12 protein-coding genes and 1 pseudogene are annotated in these 22,079 nt (G+C 68.5%); 8 read left to right on the forward strand and 5 right to left on the reverse strand.

Going from position 1 to position 22,079, the window contains the following annotated elements; all coding sequences use genetic code 11:
- Positions 1-274 (reverse strand): annotated as a pseudogene (locus JHC79_RS16095) (amidohydrolase); the annotation flags it as partial.
- Between the two features lie 192 nt (positions 275-466).
- On the opposite strand from JHC79_RS16095, the gene JHC79_RS16100 reads away from it, so the two are divergent.
- The 3 genes from JHC79_RS16100 (at position 467) to JHC79_RS16110 (ending at position 4,317) form a co-directional block, all read left to right on the forward strand.
- Positions 467-1,942: a GAF domain-containing protein gene (locus JHC79_RS16100; RefSeq protein ID WP_296392597.1), complete on the forward strand. Its 1,476-nt coding sequence runs from the start codon at positions 467-469 to the stop codon at positions 1,940-1,942.
- Positions 1,943-2,047: 105 nt separating this feature from the next.
- Positions 2,048-3,403, forward strand: a complete 1,356-nt coding sequence (locus tag JHC79_RS16105) for a cytochrome P450 (protein WP_296392599.1) — start codon at positions 2,048-2,050, stop codon at positions 3,401-3,403.
- A gap of 11 nt (positions 3,404-3,414) precedes the next feature.
- The gene (locus JHC79_RS16110) at positions 3,415-4,317 is read left to right on the forward strand and encodes an alpha/beta hydrolase (RefSeq protein WP_296392601.1); all 903 of its coding nucleotides are present in this window, start codon (positions 3,415-3,417) and stop codon (positions 4,315-4,317) included.
- Positions 4,318-4,341: 24 nt separating this feature from the next.
- Here JHC79_RS16110 and opgC read toward each other — a convergent pair whose 3' ends face one another.
- On the reverse strand, positions 4,342-5,436 hold the full coding sequence (gene opgC / locus JHC79_RS16115) for an OpgC domain-containing protein (RefSeq protein ID WP_296392603.1): 1,095 nt from the start codon (positions 5,434-5,436) through the stop codon (positions 4,342-4,344).
- Positions 5,437-5,449: 13 nt separating this feature from the next.
- A complete protein-coding gene (locus JHC79_RS16120) occupies positions 5,450-7,255 on the reverse strand; it encodes a long-chain fatty acid--CoA ligase (RefSeq protein WP_296392605.1) in 1,806 nt (601 codons plus the stop codon).
- 283 nt (positions 7,256-7,538) lie between these two features.
- Here JHC79_RS16120 and JHC79_RS16125 point away from each other — a divergent pair, with 283 nt between their 5' ends.
- The 3 genes from JHC79_RS16125 (at position 7,539) to JHC79_RS16135 (ending at position 14,143) form a co-directional block, all read left to right on the forward strand.
- Positions 7,539-9,269: a DEAD/DEAH box helicase gene (locus tag JHC79_RS16125; RefSeq protein WP_296392620.1), complete on the forward strand. Its 1,731-nt coding sequence runs from the start codon at positions 7,539-7,541 to the stop codon at positions 9,267-9,269.
- Positions 9,270-9,437: 168 nt separating this feature from the next.
- On the forward strand, positions 9,438-9,773 hold the full coding sequence (locus JHC79_RS16130; RefSeq protein ID WP_296392607.1) for a rhodanese-like domain-containing protein: 336 nt from the start codon (positions 9,438-9,440) through the stop codon (positions 9,771-9,773).
- Between the two features lie 203 nt (positions 9,774-9,976).
- Positions 9,977-14,143, forward strand: a complete 4,167-nt coding sequence (locus JHC79_RS16135) for an AAA domain-containing protein (protein ID WP_296392609.1) — start codon at positions 9,977-9,979, stop codon at positions 14,141-14,143.
- A 20-nt stretch (positions 14,144-14,163) separates the two neighbouring features.
- On the opposite strand, the gene JHC79_RS16140 is transcribed toward JHC79_RS16135, so the two are convergent.
- The gene (locus tag JHC79_RS16140) at positions 14,164-15,213 is read right to left on the reverse strand and encodes an AAA family ATPase (RefSeq protein ID WP_296392611.1); all 1,050 of its coding nucleotides are present in this window, start codon (positions 15,211-15,213) and stop codon (positions 14,164-14,166) included.
- A gap of 150 nt (positions 15,214-15,363) precedes the next feature.
- Between JHC79_RS16140 and JHC79_RS16145 the strand changes: the two genes are divergently transcribed.
- Positions 15,364-16,401: an aliphatic amidase gene (locus JHC79_RS16145; RefSeq protein WP_296392614.1), complete on the forward strand. Its 1,038-nt coding sequence runs from the start codon at positions 15,364-15,366 to the stop codon at positions 16,399-16,401.
- Between the two features lie 15 nt (positions 16,402-16,416).
- Here JHC79_RS16145 and JHC79_RS16150 read toward each other — a convergent pair whose 3' ends face one another.
- Positions 16,417-16,839, reverse strand: a complete 423-nt coding sequence (locus JHC79_RS16150) for an HIT family protein (RefSeq protein ID WP_296392616.1) — start codon at positions 16,837-16,839, stop codon at positions 16,417-16,419.
- A 534-nt stretch (positions 16,840-17,373) separates the two neighbouring features.
- Here JHC79_RS16150 and JHC79_RS16155 point away from each other — a divergent pair.
- Positions 17,374-22,079, forward strand: a 4,706-nt coding sequence (locus JHC79_RS16155; RefSeq protein ID WP_296392618.1) for a fatty acid synthase subunit beta domain-containing protein, incomplete at its 3' end; no start/stop codon positions are given.

Genomic DNA, 22,079 nt, shown 5'->3' on the forward strand with positions numbered 1-22,079 from the left:
CCTTGTAGTAGAACTCGCCGAGGTGGGCCGGCTGGAAGATGGCGTGGTCGACGTACCCGTCGGTGAAGAGGTCCTTCATCAGCCGCTCGCCGCCCTGGTAGAGGTAGTCGTCGTAGTCCCAGACCTCGCTCTCGGGCGAGAGGTTGCGGTGATAGTCGTAGAAGCAGTCGATGAACTGCTTGCCGTGGATGTTGCGCTGGTTCTCCTCTCGCGCATCCCACAGGGCCACGTGTGCGTCGACGATGAAATAGCTGGTGTCACCCTTGCGGTACATCAGTTCCTCCCAAATTGTGTGACTGCTGTCACAGGCTGTTCGACACGACAGTAGGGAGGCGAAGGCGTGTGGACGGTGGGCTCGGTGTCTCAATCTGAGACGTGGGGCCACCGCACGAGGCGGTGGCGACGTGGTCCCCTCTTGTAACGTGGATCACATCGGGTGATGCGCCCGTGGCGTGGAGGTGTGGCGGTGTCCGACCAGTTGCCGGAGCGCGCGAAACAGGGCGACGTCGTGTTCGGCTCGGCCGCGGACGTGCCGCGTCGCCTGCTCGCGTCATGGCAGCGCAGTGAGGAGTACGGGGTCTCCCTGGACTCGGTCGAACCGGTGTTCACCGGTACCGATGACCTCGGATCGCTGTTCTTCGAGTGCGGCAACGAGGTCCTCGTGGACCTGCACCGGACGCTGGCGTCGGAGCCGGTCAGCATGATGCTCACCGATGCCGACGGAGTCGTGCTGAGTCGGATGAGTGGCGACCACTCGTTGCTGCGCGCCCTCGACGATGTCCACCTCGCGCCGGGTTTCGCCTACTCCGAACGGGAGGTGGGCACGAACGGTCTGGGTTTGGCTCTGGCCGACCGTGTCCCGACCCTCGTACGAGCTGATCAGCACTACGCGCAGAACCTCTGCTCGTTCACGTGTGCCGCGGTGCCGGTCATCGAACCCGCGTCCGGGCGCCTCGAGGGCAGCGTCAATCTCACGACGTGGTCGCAGTCGTCGAGCGAGTTGTTGTTGGCCCTGGCGCGGTCGGCGGCGAGCACCACCGCAGCGCTGATGCTCGCACGGACCTCCGGTCGCACATCCCGCCCGACACCGCGCGGCCGCGTGTTCCGGGTCGAGGTGCCCCGCCTCGAGCCCGGTTCGGGCACGGTGCATTCCTTGTCCGACGGGTGGAACGCGGCGGTCTCGGCCGCCGAGGGTGCGATGTCGACGGGCACGGTCGTCGCGGCCATCGGCGAGCCCGGCTCGGGCCGGTCGACTGCGCTCGCGCAGGCCGCCCGTCATGTGCACCCGCGGGATCGGATCCTCTCGGCCGAGGCCCCGGCGCCGTCGGACCTGCAGACCTGGCTCGGTCTGTGGACACCGGAACTGGGCAAGGCGCACACCGCGGTCATCGTGCGGGACGTGGACTCGCTACCCATCTGGGTCGCCGACCAGCTGGCCGAGCTCGTCGTGCGATCGCGAGCGCAGTCGGCACTGCCGTTCGCGATGAGCGCCGAGCGCTTCGAGGACATCCCGCCACCGTTGGCCGCGCTGGTCGACACGGTGGTCGCGATCCCGCCGTTGCGCGAGCGCAGCGCCGACGTGCTGCCGTTGGCCCACCACATCGCGACCAGGGCACGCGGTCGCGACGTGGTCATCGCACCCGCGGCGGGGCGGGCGCTGGCGGGTTTCGACTGGCCCGGCAACGTCGCACAGCTCACGCGGGTGATCTCGCATGCGACGAGCCGTGCGGACGTGGTCGACGTCTCCGGCCTGCCGCACGAGGTGCTCGCCGGGTCGGCGCGGCATCTGTCGCGCATCGAGGCGTTCGAGCGGGGCGAGATCGTTCGCGTCCTCGCGACCGGCAACCCGACCATGGCCGACGCGGCTCATGAACTCGGGATGAGCCGGGCGACCCTCTACCGCAAGATCGGCCAGTACAACATCCGCGTCGTCCGCGACTAGAGCAGTCACCCGCCGGTTCTCGCGGCGGCATCGGACCCACCCCTTGCCCATCGCGGTACATCTGCGTACCTTGGCGACGGTACAAACGTGTACCAAGGAGGCGCGATGAGCACGCGAACGATCCGAGCAACGGGCGAGAACCCGGTGCTGCCCCCGGGTACGGCGATGCCTGGGCTGCTGCAGGGGGTCTCGGCGCTGCGAGACCGCCGCGCTGCCCTGATGCGTCTTCGGGATCGTTTCGGGCCCGACTTCACCATCAAGCTCCCGACGTTCGGGACCGTCGTGGTCATCAGTGAGCCCGACGAGGTCCGACAGATCTTCAAGACACGGCCCGAGGATCTCGATCAGATCGAGGCCAACCTCGGTCGGGTTCTCGGCCCGAACTCGCTGTTCGCGCTCGAGGGCCGACGACACAAGGACCAGCGCAAGCTGCTGGTCCCGCCGTTCCACGGTCGTCGGCTGGCGGGCTATGAGTCGGTGATGGTCGACGAGGCGTCGCGGGAGTTCGCCTCCTGGCCGCAGGGGCGTGAGATGAGCGTTCTCGACTCGATGATGTCGATCACGCTGAACATCATCCTGCGTGCCGTTTTCGGCGCCCAGGGCAGCGAGTTCGAGCGATTGCGTGTCGTGATCCCGCCGATGGTCGAACTCGGCTCGAAGCTGATCGTGGTGCCCGTGCCCACTTGGGACCTCGGCCGCTTCAGTCCGTGGGGACGGCTCAACCGATACCGCCGCGAGTACGACGCGATCGTCGACGGGCTGATCGCCACGGCCGTCGCCGACCCTGGTCTCGCCGACCGCGGCGATGTGCTCGCGATGATGGTCCAGAGCCGCTACGACGACGGCTCGGCGATGACCAACGCCGAGATCTCCGACCAGTTGCTCACTCTGTTGACCGCGGGGCACGAGACCACGGCGACGACGCTGGCCTGGGCGATCGAGCGGCTACGACGCCATCCGGCGATCCTCGATCGCCTGGTCGCCGAGGTCGATGCCGGCGTCGACGACCTGCTGACCGCGGTGATCCTCGAGGTCCAACGCACACGCCCGGTGATCGACTCGACGTTCCGTCAGGTGAAGGCCTCGAGCTACTCCGTGGGGCCGTGGGTGCTGCCTCGGGGCCAGAACATCATGGTCGGCATCGATCTCGTCCACACCGATGACGCCGTGTTCGCAGACGCCGCGCGCTTCGACCCCGACAGGTTCCTGGGGGCGCGCCCCGATCCGCACGAGTGGATCCCGTTCGGTGGTGGTGTGCGGCGTTGTATCGGCGCGGCGTTCGCGACGATGGAGCTACACACCGTGCTGCGTACGCTCCTGACCGACTACTCCATCGAGCCCACCCTGGCCCCGGACGAGAGCTGGTATTCCAGGGGCGTTGCGTTCGCGCCCGGATCGGGCGGCCGGATCGTGGTGCGCAGGCGCTCCCGAAGGGACGTACCGACGGGTGGTCCTTCGTAGAATCGGATCTCGTGACCGACACATCGCCACCGACGACGCTGCGCATCGACCTGCCCGAACTCGCGATCACGGCACTGACCTGGGGTCCCGACGACGGACCGTTGGCCGTCGCGCTGCACGGGTACCCCGATTCGGCCTGGTCGTGGCGACACCTCGGACCGGCTCTGGCCGAACGCGGGTACCGCGTGGTGGCGCCCTTCACCCGCGGGTACGCGCCCACCGACATACCGGGCGATGGCGACTTCCACATCGGCGCGCTCATGCACGACGCCATCGGCGTGCACCAGGCGCTCGGCGGCGGCAGGGACGCCGTGTTGATCGGGCACGACTGGGGTGCGGTCACAGCCAATGCGATCGGCGCGCACCGCAGGTCGCCGTTCCGGGCCGTCGTGTCGATGTCGGTGCCCCCGGTCCCGGCGATGACCAGGTCGGATCTCGACCCGCGCACCCGACTCGGTCTGCTACGCCGTCAGGCGCGGATGAGCTGGTACATGTTCTTCAACCAGATCCCGATCGTGTCCGAGCGGTCACTGGATCGTCTGATCCCGAAACTGTGGCGCGACTGGTCGCCCGGTCACGACGCGACCGACGACCTCGTGCACGTCTTCGACGCCCTGCCCACACTCGCCAATCGCAAAGCCGCACTGCAGTACTACCGGTCCGTGGCCACCCCCGGCCGGCCGGCTGCGCGCTATCGCGAACTCCACGACTCGTGGCGACGGGCACCGAAGGTCCCGACGCTGTACCTGCACGGTGCGGATGACGGATGTATGCGGGTCGAGTTCGTCTCCTCGGTCCGCGAGGTCCTCCCCGAGGGGAGTCGGGTGGCGATCATCGAGGGCGCGGGCCACTTCCTCCAGGTGGAGCAACCGGACGCCGTCAACGCCGAGATCATCGACTTCCTCGGGACCTGACCCGACCGTTCCCGCACGGGGATCTCACCGGCGCCCGGCCATCCTCGCCGCGAGAACGGGCGCTCGGTGCAGCTTGTCCAGACCGACATGGCGCCGGAACTCCGCCCAGGCCCAGCAGAGACCGAACACGGCCAGCGCGATGACGGTGGCGACACCGTCGGACCACGGCGCGATGACCACGATCGGCAGTGCCATGAGCAGAACCGACTGCACCACATAGGAATCGAGGCTGCGCGAGCCCACCTGACACAGCGGACGCAGCCAGTCGCGCCGCAGGCGTCCTATCGCGATCCGCAACACCACGTACACCGCGGGAACCATGGTCCACGCCGCGACGGCGCGACCGGGACCGAAGTCGAGTTTGTCCACCAGCAGCGCGTCCGCGGTGGCCGCGGAATCGGAGGTGTGCAGGGCGATCGACACCGCGGCACCCGCGGCGGCCACGAGTATCACCGGGACCGCGTGTCGGACCAGCAGTGGTCCGAGTTGTCGTTCGTGCCAGCACCATCCGGCCACGAGCGCGGGTACGAAGATGATCTGCCACATCGCCCAGTTCTGGATCTCGGGCTGCTCGGCGGTGCTCGAGATGTAGAACCACGCCGGCGATTCGACCAGGGCCACCGCGTAGAGCGCGAACGACGCGGCCAGGATCACCGGCCACGCACCGCGTCGCAACAGCGGGAGAGCCAGGGCGGTGACAGCGATGAGCACCAGATAGAGAACGAGGATGTTCCCGCCGCCCGGCAGGTACCGCAGGGTCACCGCCCACCGGAGACCCTCCCACCAATCCCGCACGGGCAGAAGAAACGTCAGCTCGGTGTGACCGCCCAGCGACACAGCGACGGCCGTGAGGGCGAGTACCACCTGACAGACATAGATGACCGCGGCGCGCCGAACGATCCGTCGCCACGACTCGTGCAGTGACCCGGTCCGATCCGACCAGCCGCGGTGCACGATTCCGAGCAGCAGACCCGACAGGAGCACGAAAGCCGACGCACCGTCCGCATACGGGAACACGTGCGTCGGCTTCGCGAGATCGGTACCGAGCGCGAAATGACCGCTGACCATGCTGAAGATCGCCACACCGCGCGTCGCGTCGATCGCACGGTCCCGGGTCATCTCGGGTGGAACGTTACCGCTTGGTGTACAGCTCCTCGATCTCGTCCCCGTGTGCCTGGTGGATCACGTTGCGCTTGAGCTTCATCGTGGGGGTGATCTCGCCCGACTCGATGGTGAAGTCGGTGTCGAGGATGGTGAACTTCTTGATCGCCTCGGCCTTGGAGACCTTGTTGTTCGCGGTCTTCACGGCGCCGTCGATCTCGGCCAGCAGCGTCTCGTTGTGCGTCAGGTCGGCGATCGGGGTGTCGGCGGGCAGGTTGTTGCGCTCGAGCCAACCGGGCACGGCCTCGGGGTCGAGGGTGACCAGCGCCGCGATGAACGGCTTGTTGTCGCCCACCACGAGGCACTGGCTCACCATCGGGTGCGCACGGATCGAGTCCTCGAGCGGGGCGGGGGAGACGTTCTTGCCGCCCGCGGTGACGATGAGTTCCTTCTTACGACCGGTGATCGACAGGTACCCGTCGTCGAGCGCGCCGATGTCGCCGGTGCGGAACCACCCGTCGACGATTGCGTCGGCCGTGGCCTCGGGGTTGTGCCAGTACCCCTCGAACACCATCGGTCCCTTGAGCAGTACCTCGCCGTCCTCGGCGATCTTGACCGATGCGCCCGCGACCGGTCGGCCGACCGTGCCGACCCGCTGGTTCTGTGGGGTGTTTACGGTGACCGCGGCGGCCGTCTCCGACAGGCCGTAGCCCTCGTAGACGGGGATGCCGACGCCGCGGAAGAAGTGGCCGAGGCGATCACCGAGCGGAGCGCCACCGGAGATGGCGTCGGTGCACTTGCCGCCGAGCGCGGCGCGCAGCTTCGAGTAGACCAGGGCGTCGAACACCTTGTGCTTGGCCTTGAGGGCGATACCGGCGGACCCGGTCTCCTGGCTTCGGCTGTACTCGATCGCGGTGTCGGCGGCGCGATCGAAGATCTTGCCCTTGCCGCCGTCGTAGGCCTTCTGCTTGGCGCTGTTGTAGACCTTCTCGAACACCCGGGGGACCGAGAGGATGTAGCTCGGCTGGAACTTCTCGAAGTCGCTCAACAGGTTCGCGATGTCGTTGGTGTGTCCGAGCACGACGCCGTTCTCCACCGACGCGACCGCGACGACGCGCGCGAAGATGTGGGCCAACGGGAGGAACAGCAGGGTGGACCGTCCTTCGGACATCATGTCGCCGATGACCTCGCGAACGCTCTTGCACTCGGCGAGGAAGTTGGCGTGGGTCAGCGCGACGCCCTTCGGGTTGCCGGTGGTTCCGGAGGTGTAGACCAGCGTGGCCATGTCGGAGGACTTGATTCCGCTGCGCCGCGAGTCGAGTTCGTCGTCGGCCACGTCGGCACCTCGTGCGGCCAGCGCGTCGAGGATGTCGTCCTCGATGACGAGGGTCTCGCGCAGCGATCCCGACGCGGCGTCGATGACGTCGGCGTGGGCGCTTCGCTGAGCCTGGTTCTCCACGATGAGCAGTGACGTGCCCGAGTCGGAGAGGATGTACTTGACCTGGTCCGACGCCGAGGTCTCGTAGATCGCGACGGTGGACGCGCCTGCGCGCCAGATCGCGTAGTCGAGCACCGTCCACTCGTACCGGGTGGACGACAGGATGGCCACGCGGTCGCCCGCTGCGACGCCGGCGCCGATGAGACCCTTGGCGGCGGAATCGATCTGGTCGGCGAACTCGCGCGCCGCGACCGTCGTCCAGGTGTCACCGGAGCGACGACGGAAGAGTTCCAGGTCGGGACGCTCGTCCCGGTAGCGCAGCGGCGCGTCGATGATCGATGCATCCTCGGCGACGACGAACTTCGCGGGAGTGGTCGCTTCCAGCACGGGGGCCTCCATTTTTCCAATCGTGTCCCTGCGTCGGGAATCGGACAATTCCGACTGACGAGACGACTGTGACTCAGATTACCTGTGTCACCGGTGAGGGAAACCGTAGCAACGAGCATTGAGACGGTGGTCAGCGCACACGCCGAGTGAGCTGATTTCTCGAATAACGATCTACCTCGTCCGGCGGCTAGAGTGCTGTGCAATGACAGAACAATCCCCGCAGCACGACGAGGCCCGGGGGACAACCCACGGCCAGGTGCCGGGAAGAGCCGGAGAAGCAGTGAGCGACAGCGGGATGGAGACCACCACATCGGTCTCGTTCGCAGACCTCGACATCGAACCCCGCGTCATGCAGGCGCTCAACGATGTCGGATACGAGACCCCGTCGCCGATCCAGGCGGAGACCATCCCACCGCTGATGGCGGGGCGGGATGTCGTCGGTCTCGCGCAGACCGGAACCGGCAAGACCGCGGCTTTCGCGATCCCGGTGCTCTCGAAGATCGCGGGCGGCGGCAAGAAGCCGCGCGCCCTCGTCCTCGCCCCGACCCGTGAGCTCGCCCTCCAGGTCGCCGAGGCGTTCGGCAAGTACGCGGCGCACCTGCCCGACATCCGCGTGCTGCCGATCTACGGCGGCCAGAGCTACGGCGTCCAGCTCTCCGGTCTGCGCCGCGGCGCCCAGATCGTGGTGGGCACCCCGGGCCGCGTCATCGATCACCTCGACAAGGGCACGCTCGACATCTCCGAGCTCGACTTCCTCGTGCTCGACGAGGCCGACGAGATGCTGACCATGGGCTTCGCCGAGGACGTCGAGCGCATCCTGCGCGACACCCCGGACAGCAAGCAGGTCGCCCTGTTCTCGGCGACGATGCCCAAGGCCATCGGACGCCTCGCCCAGAAGTACCTGAAGAGTCCGGTCGAGATCACCGTCAAGGCGAAGACGCAGACCGCGCAGAACACCACGCAGCGCTACCTGCAGGTGTCGCACCAGCGCAAGCTCGACGCGCTGACGCGCGTGCTCGAGGTGGAGTCGTTCGACGCGATGATCATCTTCGTCCGCACCAAGTCGGCCACCGAGGAACTCGCCGAGAAACTGCGTTCACGCGGGTTCTCCGCGGTCGCCATCAACGGCGACATCGTGCAGGCCCAGCGGGAACGGACCATCGCGTCGCTGCGCAGCGGCAGCCTCGACATCCTCGTCGCGACCGACGTCGCCGCCCGAGGCCTCGACGTCGAACGCATCTCGCATGTCGTCAACTACGACATCCCGCACGACACCGAGTCCTACGTGCACCGCATCGGCCGGACCGGTCGCGCCGGTCGGTCGGGCAACGCCCTGCTGTTCATCACCCCGCGCGAGCGGCACCTGCTGCGGTCGATCGAGAAGGCCACGCGGCAGCCGATCACCGAGATCGGTCTGCCGAGCGTCGACGACGTCAACGCCCAGCGTGTGGCCAAGTTCGGTGAGTCGATCACCGAGAATCTGGGGTCGGACAACATCGCGATGTTCCGTCGCCTCATCGAGAACTATGCGCAGGAGAACGACGTCGCCATGGCCGACATCGCCGCGGCGCTGGCTCTCGAGACGCGCGACGGGGGGTTCCTGCTGAGCCCGGACCCACCGGCGAGTGAGCGGTCGAAGAACCCGGACCGTCCCGAACGCAAGCAGCGCGACGGCGGCACCAACTTCGCGACGTACCGCATCGCGGTCGGCAAGAAGGACCGTGTCACCCCCGGTGCCATCGTCGGCGCGATCGCCAACGAGGGCGGTCTGACCCGTGGCGACTTCGGGCACATCAGCATCCGCAACGACTACAGCCTCGTCGAACTGCCCGACGACCTCGGACGCGAGACGCTGACCCTGCTGCGCGGGACCAAGATCTCCAACGTCCCGATCAACATCACCCGCGACGAGGGCGGACCGCGTGGCCGGTCGGCCGCACGCAACGGTGGTGGACGCGGCGGACCGCGCGACTTCGGTGGCCGTCGTGGTGCCCAGCCCCGTGTCGCGGGCCGCGGTCGGAGCTGACACCCGACCGAGACCTCCGTCCTCGGCCACCGACGAAATGATCCCGTAACATCTTGGCGTTGCCTGACGACACACCCGTCACGGGAGTCCGCGCAACATCGCGGTTGTTCGAATCGGCTTCCGCGGCAAGGTGAGAACAATTCGGTAAGAGGATCGGTGGAATCCCCGGTGTCAGTGGTGGATCGGATCTCGGCGACGGAAGCGGCCGAGCACACGCAGCAAGGCAGTGCAGTGGTGGTGGACATGCGTCCCCAGGTGGTTCGCCACCAGGGGAGCCTGCCCGGAGCGGTGGTCATCGAACCCGCTGATCTCACGGACGCCTTCACGCCCACATCGCCGCGTCGCGTCGCGTGCATCTGTGACCTGAACGTCGAGATCGCGGTCGTCTCGGTCCAGGCGCAGGCGCGTCGGATCGCCGAGCAGATCGCCGCTCTCGGCTACACCAACGTCCGGTATGTCGACGGTGGCTTCCCCGCGTTCCGTTCGGCCCTGCTCGCCGGCTGAACCACCCGGCGCCCTGGCCGCGCCACGCGAACTGCGGTCGCTCACGCACCGGCCGGGTTGTCCAATAGTGTGATCACCCATGAATGTGATGGTCACCGCCCGACCGGGTAGCGTTCTTCTCACACAGGTCACATGTCGACCTGAGGTGTACGTCCAGAGCACACCGACCCTCGACCGGCGATCGTGCGGGTGAAAAGGACCTGATGACCGAACCGATGTCTGGCGACGACCGTCGCGCCCGGGTGTTGCGACTCCTGCAGTTCCTGCACGAGCTGATCCGGGCGCGCTCGACGGTGGTCCGACACGTCGATGACCACGAGGCGACCGTCTGGCTGGGCGACGATCTCGGCGCCCCGGTACGGACGAAGGCGGCGCCGGGGGAACGGTGTGTCGAACTGACCGCCACGGGTACCGCGGCGACCGCGTTCGCGCAGGTCGCGCGCATGCTCGATGATCTCGCAGAGCGACCCGAGTCGCTCGAGCTCGTCATCGGTACCGGGCTGTTGACCGTGATGTCGGCCGACGGTGCCACCTCGGTCAACGAGCATCTGATCACCCAGGCCGTCGTCGCCGAACACGACCACTCGTCGGGCGTCATCACCATCGCCCTGGCGGGCGATTCGGTCCCCGAACTCCAGGACAGTCATCTGCTCACCGGTATCGACGGTTTCGACCTGAGCCGGTCGTCACCGATCGCCGAGGCGCTGGGCAGCCAGCCGTCCGCGCTCGCCTCCCCGGTGACCGAGATCCTCACGCGGTGGGCCTCGGAGGTCCCGTCCGACCCGTCGACGGTGTCGGTGGAGGACCGTCCCGCCCTGATCCTGCGCAACCGTGGCTCAGGTGCCGTCCTCAGCTACTACGAGGCGATGATCTCGGCGCTGCGCGACGAGACGGTCGACATCCCGATCGGTCTGGCCCAGCTCGTCGAGCCGATCGAATCCGCCGAGCGCGTGGAACGACTCGCTGCAGCCGGTGCGATGTCGGCGGGTGAACTCGTCGAGGACGCGCTCTATCCGTTGCCGTCGAACGTCGAGCAGCGCGACATCCTGGCCCAACTCGGGCTCGACAGCGGCGTCGTCGTGGAGGGTCCCCCCGGCACCGGCAAGACCCACACCATCGCCAACCTGATGTCGGCGCTGCTGGCCAAGGGGCAACGAGTCCTCGTGGTCAGCGAGAAGGCCCAGGCGCTGCAGGTGCTCCGCGACAAACTCCCGCCCGAGCTGCGCGAGCTGGCCGTCGCGATCACCGACGTGACCAAGGACGGCTCGACGTCGCTGGTGGAGAGCGTCGGGTCGATCGCCGCCCGCAAGGGAACCTTCCAGTCGCGCGTGGTGACCTCGGAGATCAAGAACCTCCGATCCAAGCGTGACCAGGCGCGGGCCAAACGCGAACAGACGCTGCGCGAGATCTGGCAGCTACGCGAGTCGGAGACGGAGAAGCACGAGTGGGTCGCGGCCGGGTACAGCGGGACCGCCGCCCAGATCGTGCGCGCCTGCCGTGAGGTCCGGTCGCGGTACGACTGGCTGCCCGGCCCGTTGGAGTCGGCGCTGCCCCCGCTCGACGGCGACGAGATGGAACGCCTGCTGACCCTGCTGCGCGAGCGCGACGACACCTGGGCCAGCCGACTCGGTCAGCGACTGCCCGACCTGGACGCCTTCCTGCCCGATTCGGTCGAGATCGACCGTATCTGCGCGCGTATCTCCGAGCAGCCGACCGAGAAGATGACCGGCAACGGATCACTGCTCGCGATCCTCGCCGACGTCGACAGCGCGCGGCTGCTCGCGATCAAGAACCAGTGTGACCACCTCGGCGGTGCCGTCCGTGAGGTGCGGACGTTCGAGCCGCACATGCAACAGATGGCGCAGCGCCTCCTGTCCGGCGAGGCGGCGTATCTGTGGAACCGGATCACGCAGATCTCGGCGATCATCGACGAGGCCACCGGTCGGGACGCCGACATCGGCACCCACGACGTGGTGGTCGAGGGCGCCGGTCAGGGTACTGCCGCGGTGTACGCCGAAGCGGCGCAGTATCTCCGGTCCGACGGGGTGTGGCGCGGACGTTTCCGCAAGTCGCCGCAGCAGCGCGCGGTGGAGGCCTCCGGCGCGACCGCGACCGTCGACGGTCGCGAGCCCCGCGACGCGGAGTCGTTGCAACTGGTGGCCGACCACCTCGCCGCCCTGGAGGCCGTGGGCCGGGTACAGACCATCCTGGCCGATGTCGACGTCCCGGTCGACACCACCGGTTCGCGGTCGTCGCAGCTCAATCAGCTGGTCCGACTCGACGATCAGCTCGGATGGATCTCGGAACTGCTCACCGGACGCGATGCGCTGGTGCGCCAGCTCGAGTCGATCAGCCCCGGCGGGCCGCGCCCCAAGAGTGTCGACGAGGTCGCCGACGTGGCCGAACAGACCGGCGCCATCGCCGCGACCAACGACGGCGTCCTGGCCCGCCGCGAGCTCGACGAGTGCGCACGGGCGCTGGCGGCCGAGGTCGACGCCGGGCCGTCGGCCGAGGGGGAGGCGCTGGTGGCGGCGCTCGTCGCCGCGGACGCCGATGCGCTCAAGGTGGCGCGACGTGGCTGGAATCAGGCACGCGCGCAACGTGATCAACAGGGATCGCTGGACCTGCTCGAGCTGCGGTTGAAGCAGAAGGCGCCCGAATTGCACCGGGTGCTGCGTGACACCGCCGACGAACAGGTCTGGGACACCCGCCTGCGCGAGCTGACCGACGCCTGGTCGTGGCGTCGCGCGTACTCGTGGGCCGAGAACCGTAGCGACCCGGGCCGCGAGTCGCGGCTGGAGACCGACCTCGACGCGGTCGAGGCCGACATCGCGCACTTCACCGCCGGACTGGCCGCGGCCTGTGCGTGGCGGGAGTGCCTGGAGCACATGACGGTGTCGCAGGTGCAGGCGCTGCAGTCCTACCGCGACCACATCACGAACCTCGGAAAGGGATCGGGCAAGCACGCCGAGCGGTTCCGACGCGCCGCCCGATCGGCCATGGATCAGGCGCAGGGCGCGGTGCCCGCGTGGATCATGCCGATCTCGCAGGTGCTGTCGTCGATCGCGCCGGAACAGAACTCCTTCGACGTGGTGATCGTCGACGAGGCGTCGCAGGCCGACATCACCAGCCTGTTCCTGTTGTGGCTGGCGCCCCGCGTGATCGTGGTGGGTGACGACCGCCAATGTGCGCCGGGTGGTTTCGCCGGCGCCGGCCTCGACGACGTCTTCGCCAAACTCGACACCTACCTGCCCGACATCCCGCAGTACATGCGCGACAGCCTCACCCCGCGATCGAGCCTGTTCTCGATGCTGCGCACCCGGTTCGGACACGTGGTCCGGCTGCGCGAACACTTCCGCTCGATGCCGGAGATCATCGAGTACTCGTCGCGGCAGTTCTACCCAGACTCACCGCTCGTGCCCGTGCGCCAGTTCGGTGCCGACCGCCTGCCGCCACTGCGGACGGTGTTCGTCCCCGACGCGGTGGCCTCCGGCGACAGTTCCGCACTCACCAACAGCATCGAGGCGCAGGCTCTCGTCGACGAGGTGGTCCGCTGCACGTCCGACCCCGCCTACGCGGGGATGACGTTCGGTGTCGTGGTCCTGCAGGGCCAGCGACAGGTCGACCTGATCACGCAGTTGCTCCGAGCCGCCCTCGACGACGAGCAGTGGCACGATCGCGCGCTGCGTGTCGGCACGCCACCGGACTTCCAGGGCGACGAACGCCACGTGGTCTTCCTGTCGATGGTCGTCTCACGGGACCGTAACCCGGTGTCGCTGACGCGAAGTGAGTCGCAGCGCAGGTTCAACGTCGCCGCGTCACGCGCGATGGAGCAGCTCTGGCTGTTCCACTCGGTGTCCTCGGACGACCTCAAGCCCAACGACCTCCGGTTCTCGCTGCTGTCCTACATGGAACGCACGCAGGGGGCACTGGTCGCGCCGATGCCCGCCGAGGTCGGTGTCGCCGAACGGTGCGAGCCGTTCGAGAGCATCTTCGAACAGCAGATCTTCCTCGACGTCACCGCCCGCGGTTTCCACGTCAACCCCAAGGTGCTGGTGAACAACCGGGTCATCGACCTCGTCGTCACCGGGTCGGACGCGCGGTTGGCCGTCGAGTGCGACGGCGACGAGTTCACGTCCACGCCGGAGCAGGCGCGCGCGGACATGGAGCGCGAACGCGAACTGCGCCGTTGTGGCTGGCGGTTCTGGCGGGTGCGTGAGTCGGAGTACCTCCTCGACGCCGACCGTGCGCTCGACGGACTCTGGCGCGAACTCGCCGCCCGAGGTGTGTCGCCGGAGTCGGTGGACCCCGATCTGGTGGCCGCCCCGGCCGCCGAGTGGTCGCCGATCGATCTCTCCGGCAACGACTGAACCCTCCCCACCGGAGCCGATCAGCCGCAGACGCGAACCACTATCGATCCCGACTCGACCCTGGTCTCGAGGACCAGTGCCTCGCCCGACGTCCGCGCAGCGTCGATGATCGCGGTGGACAGCGGGCCGTGTAGGTCGCGGCGGATCACCCGCCGTAGATTCCGAGCCCCGAAGGTCGGGTCGAATCCGTGCTGCAGCAGATGTGCCCGGACCGGGTCATCGGCGGACCACATGATGCCGCGTGAGCCCAGCGATCGCACCAGCCGGTCGAGTTCGGTGGACACGATGTCCTGCGCCGCCGCCCGATCCAGCGATCCGAAGTGGACGACCTCGTCGAACCGGTTGTACAGCTCCGGATCGAAGTGGTCCCGGATGACGGCAGCGGCCGCGGCCCGATCGCGCGACGCAAGGGTGTCGTCGATGCGCGGGCCCATGATCCGGCGCACCAGCCGGCGGTGCCGGGAACGCTGACGCCTCGCGAGTTCTCGCGAACCGAGATTCGACGTCATGAACACCAGGCAGTTGCGGAACGAGATGTCACGACCACCGCCGGCCAGTCGGAGCAGGCCGGTGTCGGTCACCTGCAACAGCGACCGCACCACCGTGGCGTGTGCCTTCTCCACCTCGTCGAACAGGACGATGCCCGGAGTGCTGGCGTTGCCCTCTATCCGTTCCGGCTGGAACAGCGACATCGATTCCTTCGATCCCGCGTAGCCGGGAGGTGCGCCGGCCAACGACGCGGAGTAGTGCTCCTGCGCCAGCGAGTTCATGTCGATCCGGCACAGATCGTCCGGCCCACTCCGTACCAGTGCCGCCACCTGGCGCACGATCTCGGTCTTGCCGACCCCGGTCGGTCCTGCCAGGAGCAGCGTCGCGAGGGGACGTTCCGGATCGGCGAGCTGCGCACCGGCGATCGTGAGTGCGCGGACGACCGCGTCGATCGCCTCGGACTGTCCGACGACCGACGCGGTCAGACCGTCGGACAACTGCCGCGATGATCGGACCGCCCCGAGCCGGAGCGGGCCCGCGGGCGCGATGTCGTTGAACTTGCGGTTCGCGTATCCCGACATCGCATCATCGAAACACGTTTGTCGACACCGTGATTGATGTGCGAGGCCGGTGCGCACCTGATAACCGGACCGAAACATCTCGGTAATCGGCGGACGTGCTCCCGGGTGCCACGATCGGCGACGAGAGCCCACACACCGGAGGTACTGCAGATGCGGCACGGCGATATTTCTTCCAGTCCGGACACCGTGGGTGTCGCGGTGGTCAACTACAAGATGCCTCGCCTGCACACCCGTGAACAGGTGCTCGACAACGCTCGCGCGATCGCCGAGATGGTCGTCGGGATGAAGAGTGGGCTCCCGGGGATGGACCTCGTGGTGTTCCCGGAGTACTCGACACAGGGGATCATGTACGACACCGACGAGATGTACGCCACGGCGGCAACGGTTCCCGGCGACGAGACCGACATCTTCGCCCAGGCCTGTCGCGACGCCCACACCTGGGGCGTCTTCTCGATCACCGGGGAGCGGCACGAGGACCATCCGGACAAGCCGCCCTACAACACCCTGGTGTTGATCAACGATGCCGGGGAGATCGTGCAGAAGTATCGGAAGATCATGCCGTGGACGCCGATCGAGGGGTGGTACCCCGGCGGGACGACCTATGTCTGTGACGGCCCGAAGGGTCTCAAGATCTCGCTCATCGTCTGCGACGACGGCAACTATCCCGAGATCTGGCGGGACTGCGCGATGAAGGGTGCCGAGCTGGTGGTCCGTCCCCAGGGCTACATGTACCCGGCCAAGGAACAGCAGATCATGATGTCGAAGGCGATGGCCTGGTCGAACAACTGCTACGTCGCCGTGGCCAACGCGACCGGATTCGACGGCGTCTATTCGTATTTCGGGCACAGTGCGGTCATCGGGTTCGACGGCCGGACCCTGGGTGAATGCGGGGAGGAGGAGTACGGCATCCAGTTCGCCCAGCTGTCGTTGTCGGCGATCCGCGATGCTCGGCGTCACGACCAGTCGCAGAACCATCTGTTCAAGCTGCTCCATCGCGGCTACACCGGTGTGCACGCCGCGGGCGACGGGGACAAGGGTGTCGCGGAGTGCCCGTTCGACTTCTACCGGAACTGGGTCACCGACGCCGAAGCGACGCAGCGCGCGGTCGAGGCGATCACGCGCGACACGGTCGGTGTCGCCGAATGCCCGGTCGGCGATCTGCCCACCGAGAAGACCATGACCGTCTGATCGGCGCAGTGGTGATCACCTCGACGCGATGACCTCGCGGATCGCCTCGGCGGTGGCGTCGGCAGCCGGGTCACGGCGCACGACGAGGCCCTTGGCGAGCGTGATGCGGTCACCGGTGTGCCTCGGGACAACGTGCACGTGGGTGTGGAACACCGTCTGGAACGCGGCACGACCGTCGTTGATCATCACGTTCACGCCATCGGCGGCGATGCTCGACGCGCGCAGCGCGGCGCCCACCGTGCGGGCGCCGTCGAACAACCGGGCGCCCACGTTGCTGGTGACCCCGGCGAGATCCGGGATGTGCTCGCGCGGGATCACCAGGGTGTGCCCTGGACGCACCGGGCGGATGTCGAGGAAGGCCACGACGTGCTCGTCGGAGTAGACGATCCGTGCCGGTGCCGAACCGGTGACGATCGCGCAGAACACACAGTCGCTCATGACCGACACCCTACGAACCAGTTGCCCGCGACGCCGCACGGCACGGCACGACGGTGCGTTGTAACGATTCGATAACGAACGGCGGGCGTTGTCTCATCGCCCGTTGGCGGACGAGAAACGGCACCTGACGTGCGGTTCGTGCCATCGGGCCGGAGGCAGGCGGGACCGGTCGATTTGTTACCCGCGGGGTTACTGGCCGGTATACCCACGGGTCACCCCAGAACATGAGGGATCCCTCATTTTCGTGTGCGACCATGTGTGAGTCGCCCTGAGATGAGGCGTCAGGCGAGTACCCCCGACTCGACCCGGACGATCATTGCGCGACAACCGAACTCGACCCGCTCACCGATGAGCTGCGGGCGCCGGGAGTGGACGAGCGTCGTCGATGACGCCGTGACCGCCCCGATGTCGCGTACGCCGGTCGTGCGTTCTCGGCGACCCCACACCTCCGATGGCGATGACGCCACCGATGTTCACGACACGACCACACCAGTGCATCCAGCCAGTCGGCTGCCACCACGAGGAGACCCATCAGTGACCGTCCATCAGTTCCGCAGTGGCCCCGGCGATTCCGCGGCGGCCCGCCGCCCCGACGACACCCTGATCCAGCGGCTCCGCGACGGTGACCCGTACGCGATCAGCTTCGGCGGCCAGGGTGTCCCGTGGTTGCCGGCACTCGCCGAACTGGTGGTGGACGCCGAACTCGACCGCAGCATCGGGCAGACCGTCGACGCCGCCGAGCGACTGCTCGCCCCGGTTGCCGACGAGCTCGTCGCGGCCCGCCCGGACGGGTTCCACCCGCTCACCTGGGTCCACGCCCTCGGCGCCGATGAGCCCGTGCCGACCGAGCAGACCCTGCAGAGCGCTGCGCAGTCGGTGCCCGGCATCCTGCTGACCCAGCTCGCCGCCATCGCCGCACTGGGCAAGCAGGGACTCGACACCGCCGAGCTCGCACCGAGCGCGATCGTCGGTCACTCGCAGGGCGTTCTCGCCATCGACGCGGTCACCGGCGACACCGACAACTCCACCGGTGGCGACGGGGCGCTGCTGGCCCTGGCCCACCTGATCGGGGCCGCCGGCGCCGTCGTGGGTCGCCGGAACGGACTCGTCCCCACCGCCGACGGCACGCCGATGCTGTCGATCACCAACGTCGACCCCGCGCGTATCGACGTCCTCGTCGCCGAGTTCCGCTCCGCGCTACGGGGCCCGGACCTGGACAACGCGCCGGTGGTCGGCATCCGCAACGGGCGGCGCTCGGTCGTGTTGTCCGGTGCGCCGCGTCATCTGCGCGCCTTCGAGCAGTTCTGTGAGGCAGTCGCCGCCGCCGAGACCGCTGCCCGCAAGGACAAGGTCATGGGCGGCGCGCCCTTTGCACCGGTCTTCGATCCACTGGGTGTCGGCATCGCCTTCCATCACGAGGGTCTGGCCAAAGCGCGCGACCTGGTGGGCGAGTGGGCCGGCCGTTGCGGGCTCGACGTCTCCTGGGCGATCGCGCGGGCCGACGCCGTTCTCGTCGCCCCGGTCGACTGGGTGAGCGCTCTCGACGGGGTCGCCGAGCAGGGCGCGTCGTGGCTTCTCGATCTCGGCCCCGGCGACGTCGCCACGCGGCTGTCGGTCCCGGTGCTGCGCGGTCGCGGCGTCGGCTGCATCTCGGCCAGCCTGCGCGGCGGTCAGCGGAACCTGTTCGCCCCCGGCGGCATCCCCGAGGTCCAGCGCCCCTGGACCCGGTACGCGCCGACCCTGGCCACCCTGCCCACCGGACGTCAGGTCGTCGAGACGTCCTTCACCCGGCTGACCGGCCGCTCACCGATGCTGCTGGCCGGCATGACGCCGACCACCGTCGACCCGGCCATCGTCGCCGCGGCCGCCAACGCCGGTCACTGGGCCGAGCTCGCCGGTGGCGGGCAGGTCACCGAGGCGATCTTCGCCGACAACGTCGCACGACTGACCGAGCTGCTCGAGCCGGGCCGTCAGGCGCAGTTCAACGCGCTGTTCCTCGACCCCTACCTGTGGAAGCTGCAGCTGGGCGGAAAGCGTCTCGTGCAGAAGGCCCGCGCCGCCGGCGCCCCCATCGACGGTGTCGTCGTCTCGGCCGGGCTGCCCGAGCTCGAGGACGCGGTCGCGCTGGTCGAGGAACTGGCCGAGGCCGGCATCGCCCACGTCGCGTTCAAACCCGGCACCGTCGAGCAGATCCGCTCGGTCGTGCGCATCGCCGCCGAGGTCCCCGGCCACGCGATCATCGTGCACATCGAGGGCGGTCGCGCGGGTGGCCACCACTCGTGGGAGGACCTCGACGACCTGCTGCTGGCGACCTACGCCGAACTGCGTGCCCGCCCCAACGCGGTGATCTGTGTCGGTGGTGGCATCGGCACCCCCGAGCGCGCCAGCGACTACCTGACCGGGACCTGGGCGCACGCGCACGGCTACCCGACGATGCCGGTCGACGGGATCCTCCTCGGGACCGTCACCATGGCGGTGCTGGAGGCGACGACGTCGCCGGACGTCAAGCAACTGCTCGTCGACACCCCCGGATGCGATGACTGGATCGGTGCGGGGTACTCCAGTGACGGGATGGCCTCGGGCCGTAGCCAGCTCGGCGCCGACATCCACGAGATCGACAACGCCGCCTCGCGGTGTGGCCGTCTGCTCGACGAGGTCGCCGGAGACGGTGACGCCGTGGCCGACCGCCGCGACGAGATCATCGCCGCGCTCGATGTCACCGCCAAGCCGTACTTCGGTGACGTGACCACCATGACCTACCGGCAGTGGCTGACCCGCTACGCCGATCTCGCCGTGGGCGCCGACGCCGGCGTCGAGGCGCAGTGGGCCGACATCACCTGGCGCGAGCGGTTCGCCGAGATGCTGCAGCGCACCGAGGCCCGGATGAACCCCGCCGACCGTGGCGAGATCGTCACGCTGTTCGGCGAGCAGTCCTCCACCGACAACGCGCACGCCGCGATCGACACCCTCGGTGGCGTCTATCCCGAGATCGACTCCGACATCCTGCATCCCGCCGACGTCGCCTTCTTCCTCGGCCTGTGCAAGACCCCCGGCAAGCCGGTGAACTTCGTGCCGGTCGTCGACAAGGACGTCCGCCGGTGGTGGCGCAGCGATTCGCTGTGGCAGGCCCACGACGCGCGCTACAGCGCCGACGAGGTCTGCATCATCCCCGGGCCCGTCGCGGTCGCAGGCATCACGCGTGTCGACGAGCCGGTCGGCGACCTGTTGGACCGCTTCGAGGCGCAGGTCGTCACCGACCTGACCGCCCGTGGTGTCGAGCCCGTCGAGGTCACCAGCCGTCGGCGCGCCGGACTCGTCGCAGGCTCCGGTGTGCTCGTCGACGTCATCGAGTCCGACTCCGTGCTGTGGGCCGATCGCATCGTGCCCAACCCGATCGCGCTCCTCGGCGACCGGGACGCGTGGACGCTGCCGCACGCCGACCGCGCCGAGCACGATCCGACCGGATCGGTCCTCGAACTCCACGGTGAGACGGTCGTCGCCACCATCCCGATCGCGGCGTCCTCGGTGTCGATCGTCATGACGGTCGACCCGAGCATCGTCGACGGTGGATCGCCGACGGTCACCCTCGATGCCGCGTCGGACGCGATGCGGTCGATCCTGGCCGTCGCCGCGGGCGGATCGCTGGCCCAGGTCGTCGACGGTGTCGCCACCAGCTCGGCCACCTGGACCGCCGACCTCGCGGCCGATCACTCCGCGGTCACCGCCTACACCCTGCCGGAGCGCCTGAGCGCGACCATCCCGGCCGGTACGACCGGCTTCGCCATCCCCGACACCCTTGTCGGACTGTGCTGGCCCGGCGTGTTCAGCGTGATCGGTGCCGCGCAGACCTCCGACGGCACACCGGTGGTCGAGGGACTGCTCGACCTGGTCCATCTCGACCACGCCATCTCGGTCACCGGTCTGCTTCCGCGGACCGACACCGAACTGACGATCACCGCGACCCTCGGCGCCGTCCACGACACCGACCTCGGTCGCGTCGTGGAGGTCGGCGTCTCGATCGCCGACGTCGACGGCACCCACATCGCCACCCTGGCCGAGCGCTTCGCCATCCGTGGCCGACTCGGTGACGGCGCGTTGGCCGACCCGGTGCGCGCCGGCGGTGCCATCGCCGACGAGACCGACGCCACCCGCAAGCTCATCCGCCAGACCACCATCACCGCCCCGACCCGTATGCACGGGTTCGCGCTGGTCTCCGGAGACCGCAACCCGATCCACACCGACTCCTCGGCCGCCCGTCTCGCGGGCCTCGGCGAGCCGATCGTGCACGGCATGTGGCTCTCGGCGGCCGCGCAGCACGTGGTGACCGCGACCGACGCGAAGAACCCGATCCCGGCGCCCCGCCCGATCCTGGGCTGGACCACCCGATTCATGGGCATGGTCCGCACCGGCGACGAGATCACCGTGCGCGCCGACCGTGTCGGACTCGACCACGGCTGCGAGGTCGTCGAGGTGACCTGCAAGGTCGGCGACCGTCTGGTCATGACCGCGACGGGCCGCCTGGCCGCGCCCCGGACCGTCTATGCGTTCCCGGGCCAGGGCATCCAGAGTACGGGGATGGGCCTCGACGCCCGTTCGCGTTCGAAGGCGGCCCGTGAGATCTGGGACCGCGCCGACAAGCACACCCGTTCCGCGCTCGGCTTCTCCATCCTCGCCGTGGTCCGCGACAACCCGACGACCCTGGTCGCGAGGGGCACCACCTACCAGCATCCCGACGGCGTGCTGTTCCTCACCCAGTTCACCCAGGTCGCCATGGCCGTCCTCGGCGTGGCGCAGATCGCAGAGCTCAAGGAGTCCGGCGGGTTCGTCGAGAACGCCATCACCTGCGGCCACTCGGTCGGCGAGTACAACGCGCTCGCCGCGTGCGCCGGGGTGCTCCCGCTCGAGGCCGTCCTCGAGGTCGTGTTCCAGCGCGGCGAGGCGATGCACCATCTCGTGCCGCGAGATGAGCTGGGTCGCAGCAATTACCGTCTCGCGGCCATCCGCCCGAGTCAGTTCGAGCTGGCCGACGCCGATGTCGCCGACTTCGTCACTTCCGTCGGTACGGCGTCGGGGGAGTTCCTCGAGGTCGTCAACCTCAACCAGTTGGGTTCGCAATACGCCATCGCCGGCACCGTCCGCGGACTCGAACACCTCGAGGCCGAGATCGACCGTCGCCGTGCGCTCGTCGGCGGCAAGCGGGCCTTCATCCTGATCCCCGGCATCGACGTCCCGTTCCACTC

This window comes from Williamsia sp. (assembly GCF_016462415.1).
Classification (GTDB): Bacteria; Actinomycetota; Actinomycetes; order Mycobacteriales; family Mycobacteriaceae; genus Williamsia_A.

Excerpts from the sequence above, each read along its gene's own strand:
- JHC79_RS16105 (WP_296392599.1), top strand. The coding sequence starts at position 2,048 with ATGAGCACGCGAACGATCCGAGCAACGGGCGAGAACCCGGTGCTGCCC.
- JHC79_RS16140 (WP_296392611.1), bottom strand. The coding sequence starts at position 15,213 with ATGTCGGGATACGCGAACCGCAAGTTCAACGACATCGCGCCCGCGGGC.
- JHC79_RS16125 (WP_296392620.1), top strand. The coding sequence starts at position 7,539 with ATGGAGACCACCACATCGGTCTCGTTCGCAGACCTCGACATCGAACCC.
- JHC79_RS16145 (WP_296392614.1), top strand. The coding sequence starts at position 15,364 with ATGCGGCACGGCGATATTTCTTCCAGTCCGGACACCGTGGGTGTCGCG.
- JHC79_RS16150 (WP_296392616.1), bottom strand. The coding sequence starts at position 16,839 with ATGAGCGACTGTGTGTTCTGCGCGATCGTCACCGGTTCGGCACCGGCA.
- opgC (WP_296392603.1), bottom strand. The coding sequence starts at position 5,436 with ATGACCCGGGACCGTGCGATCGACGCGACGCGCGGTGTGGCGATCTTC.
- JHC79_RS16135 (WP_296392609.1), top strand. The coding sequence starts at position 9,977 with ATGACCGAACCGATGTCTGGCGACGACCGTCGCGCCCGGGTGTTGCGA.
- JHC79_RS16120 (WP_296392605.1), bottom strand. The coding sequence starts at position 7,255 with ATGGAGGCCCCCGTGCTGGAAGCGACCACTCCCGCGAAGTTCGTCGTC.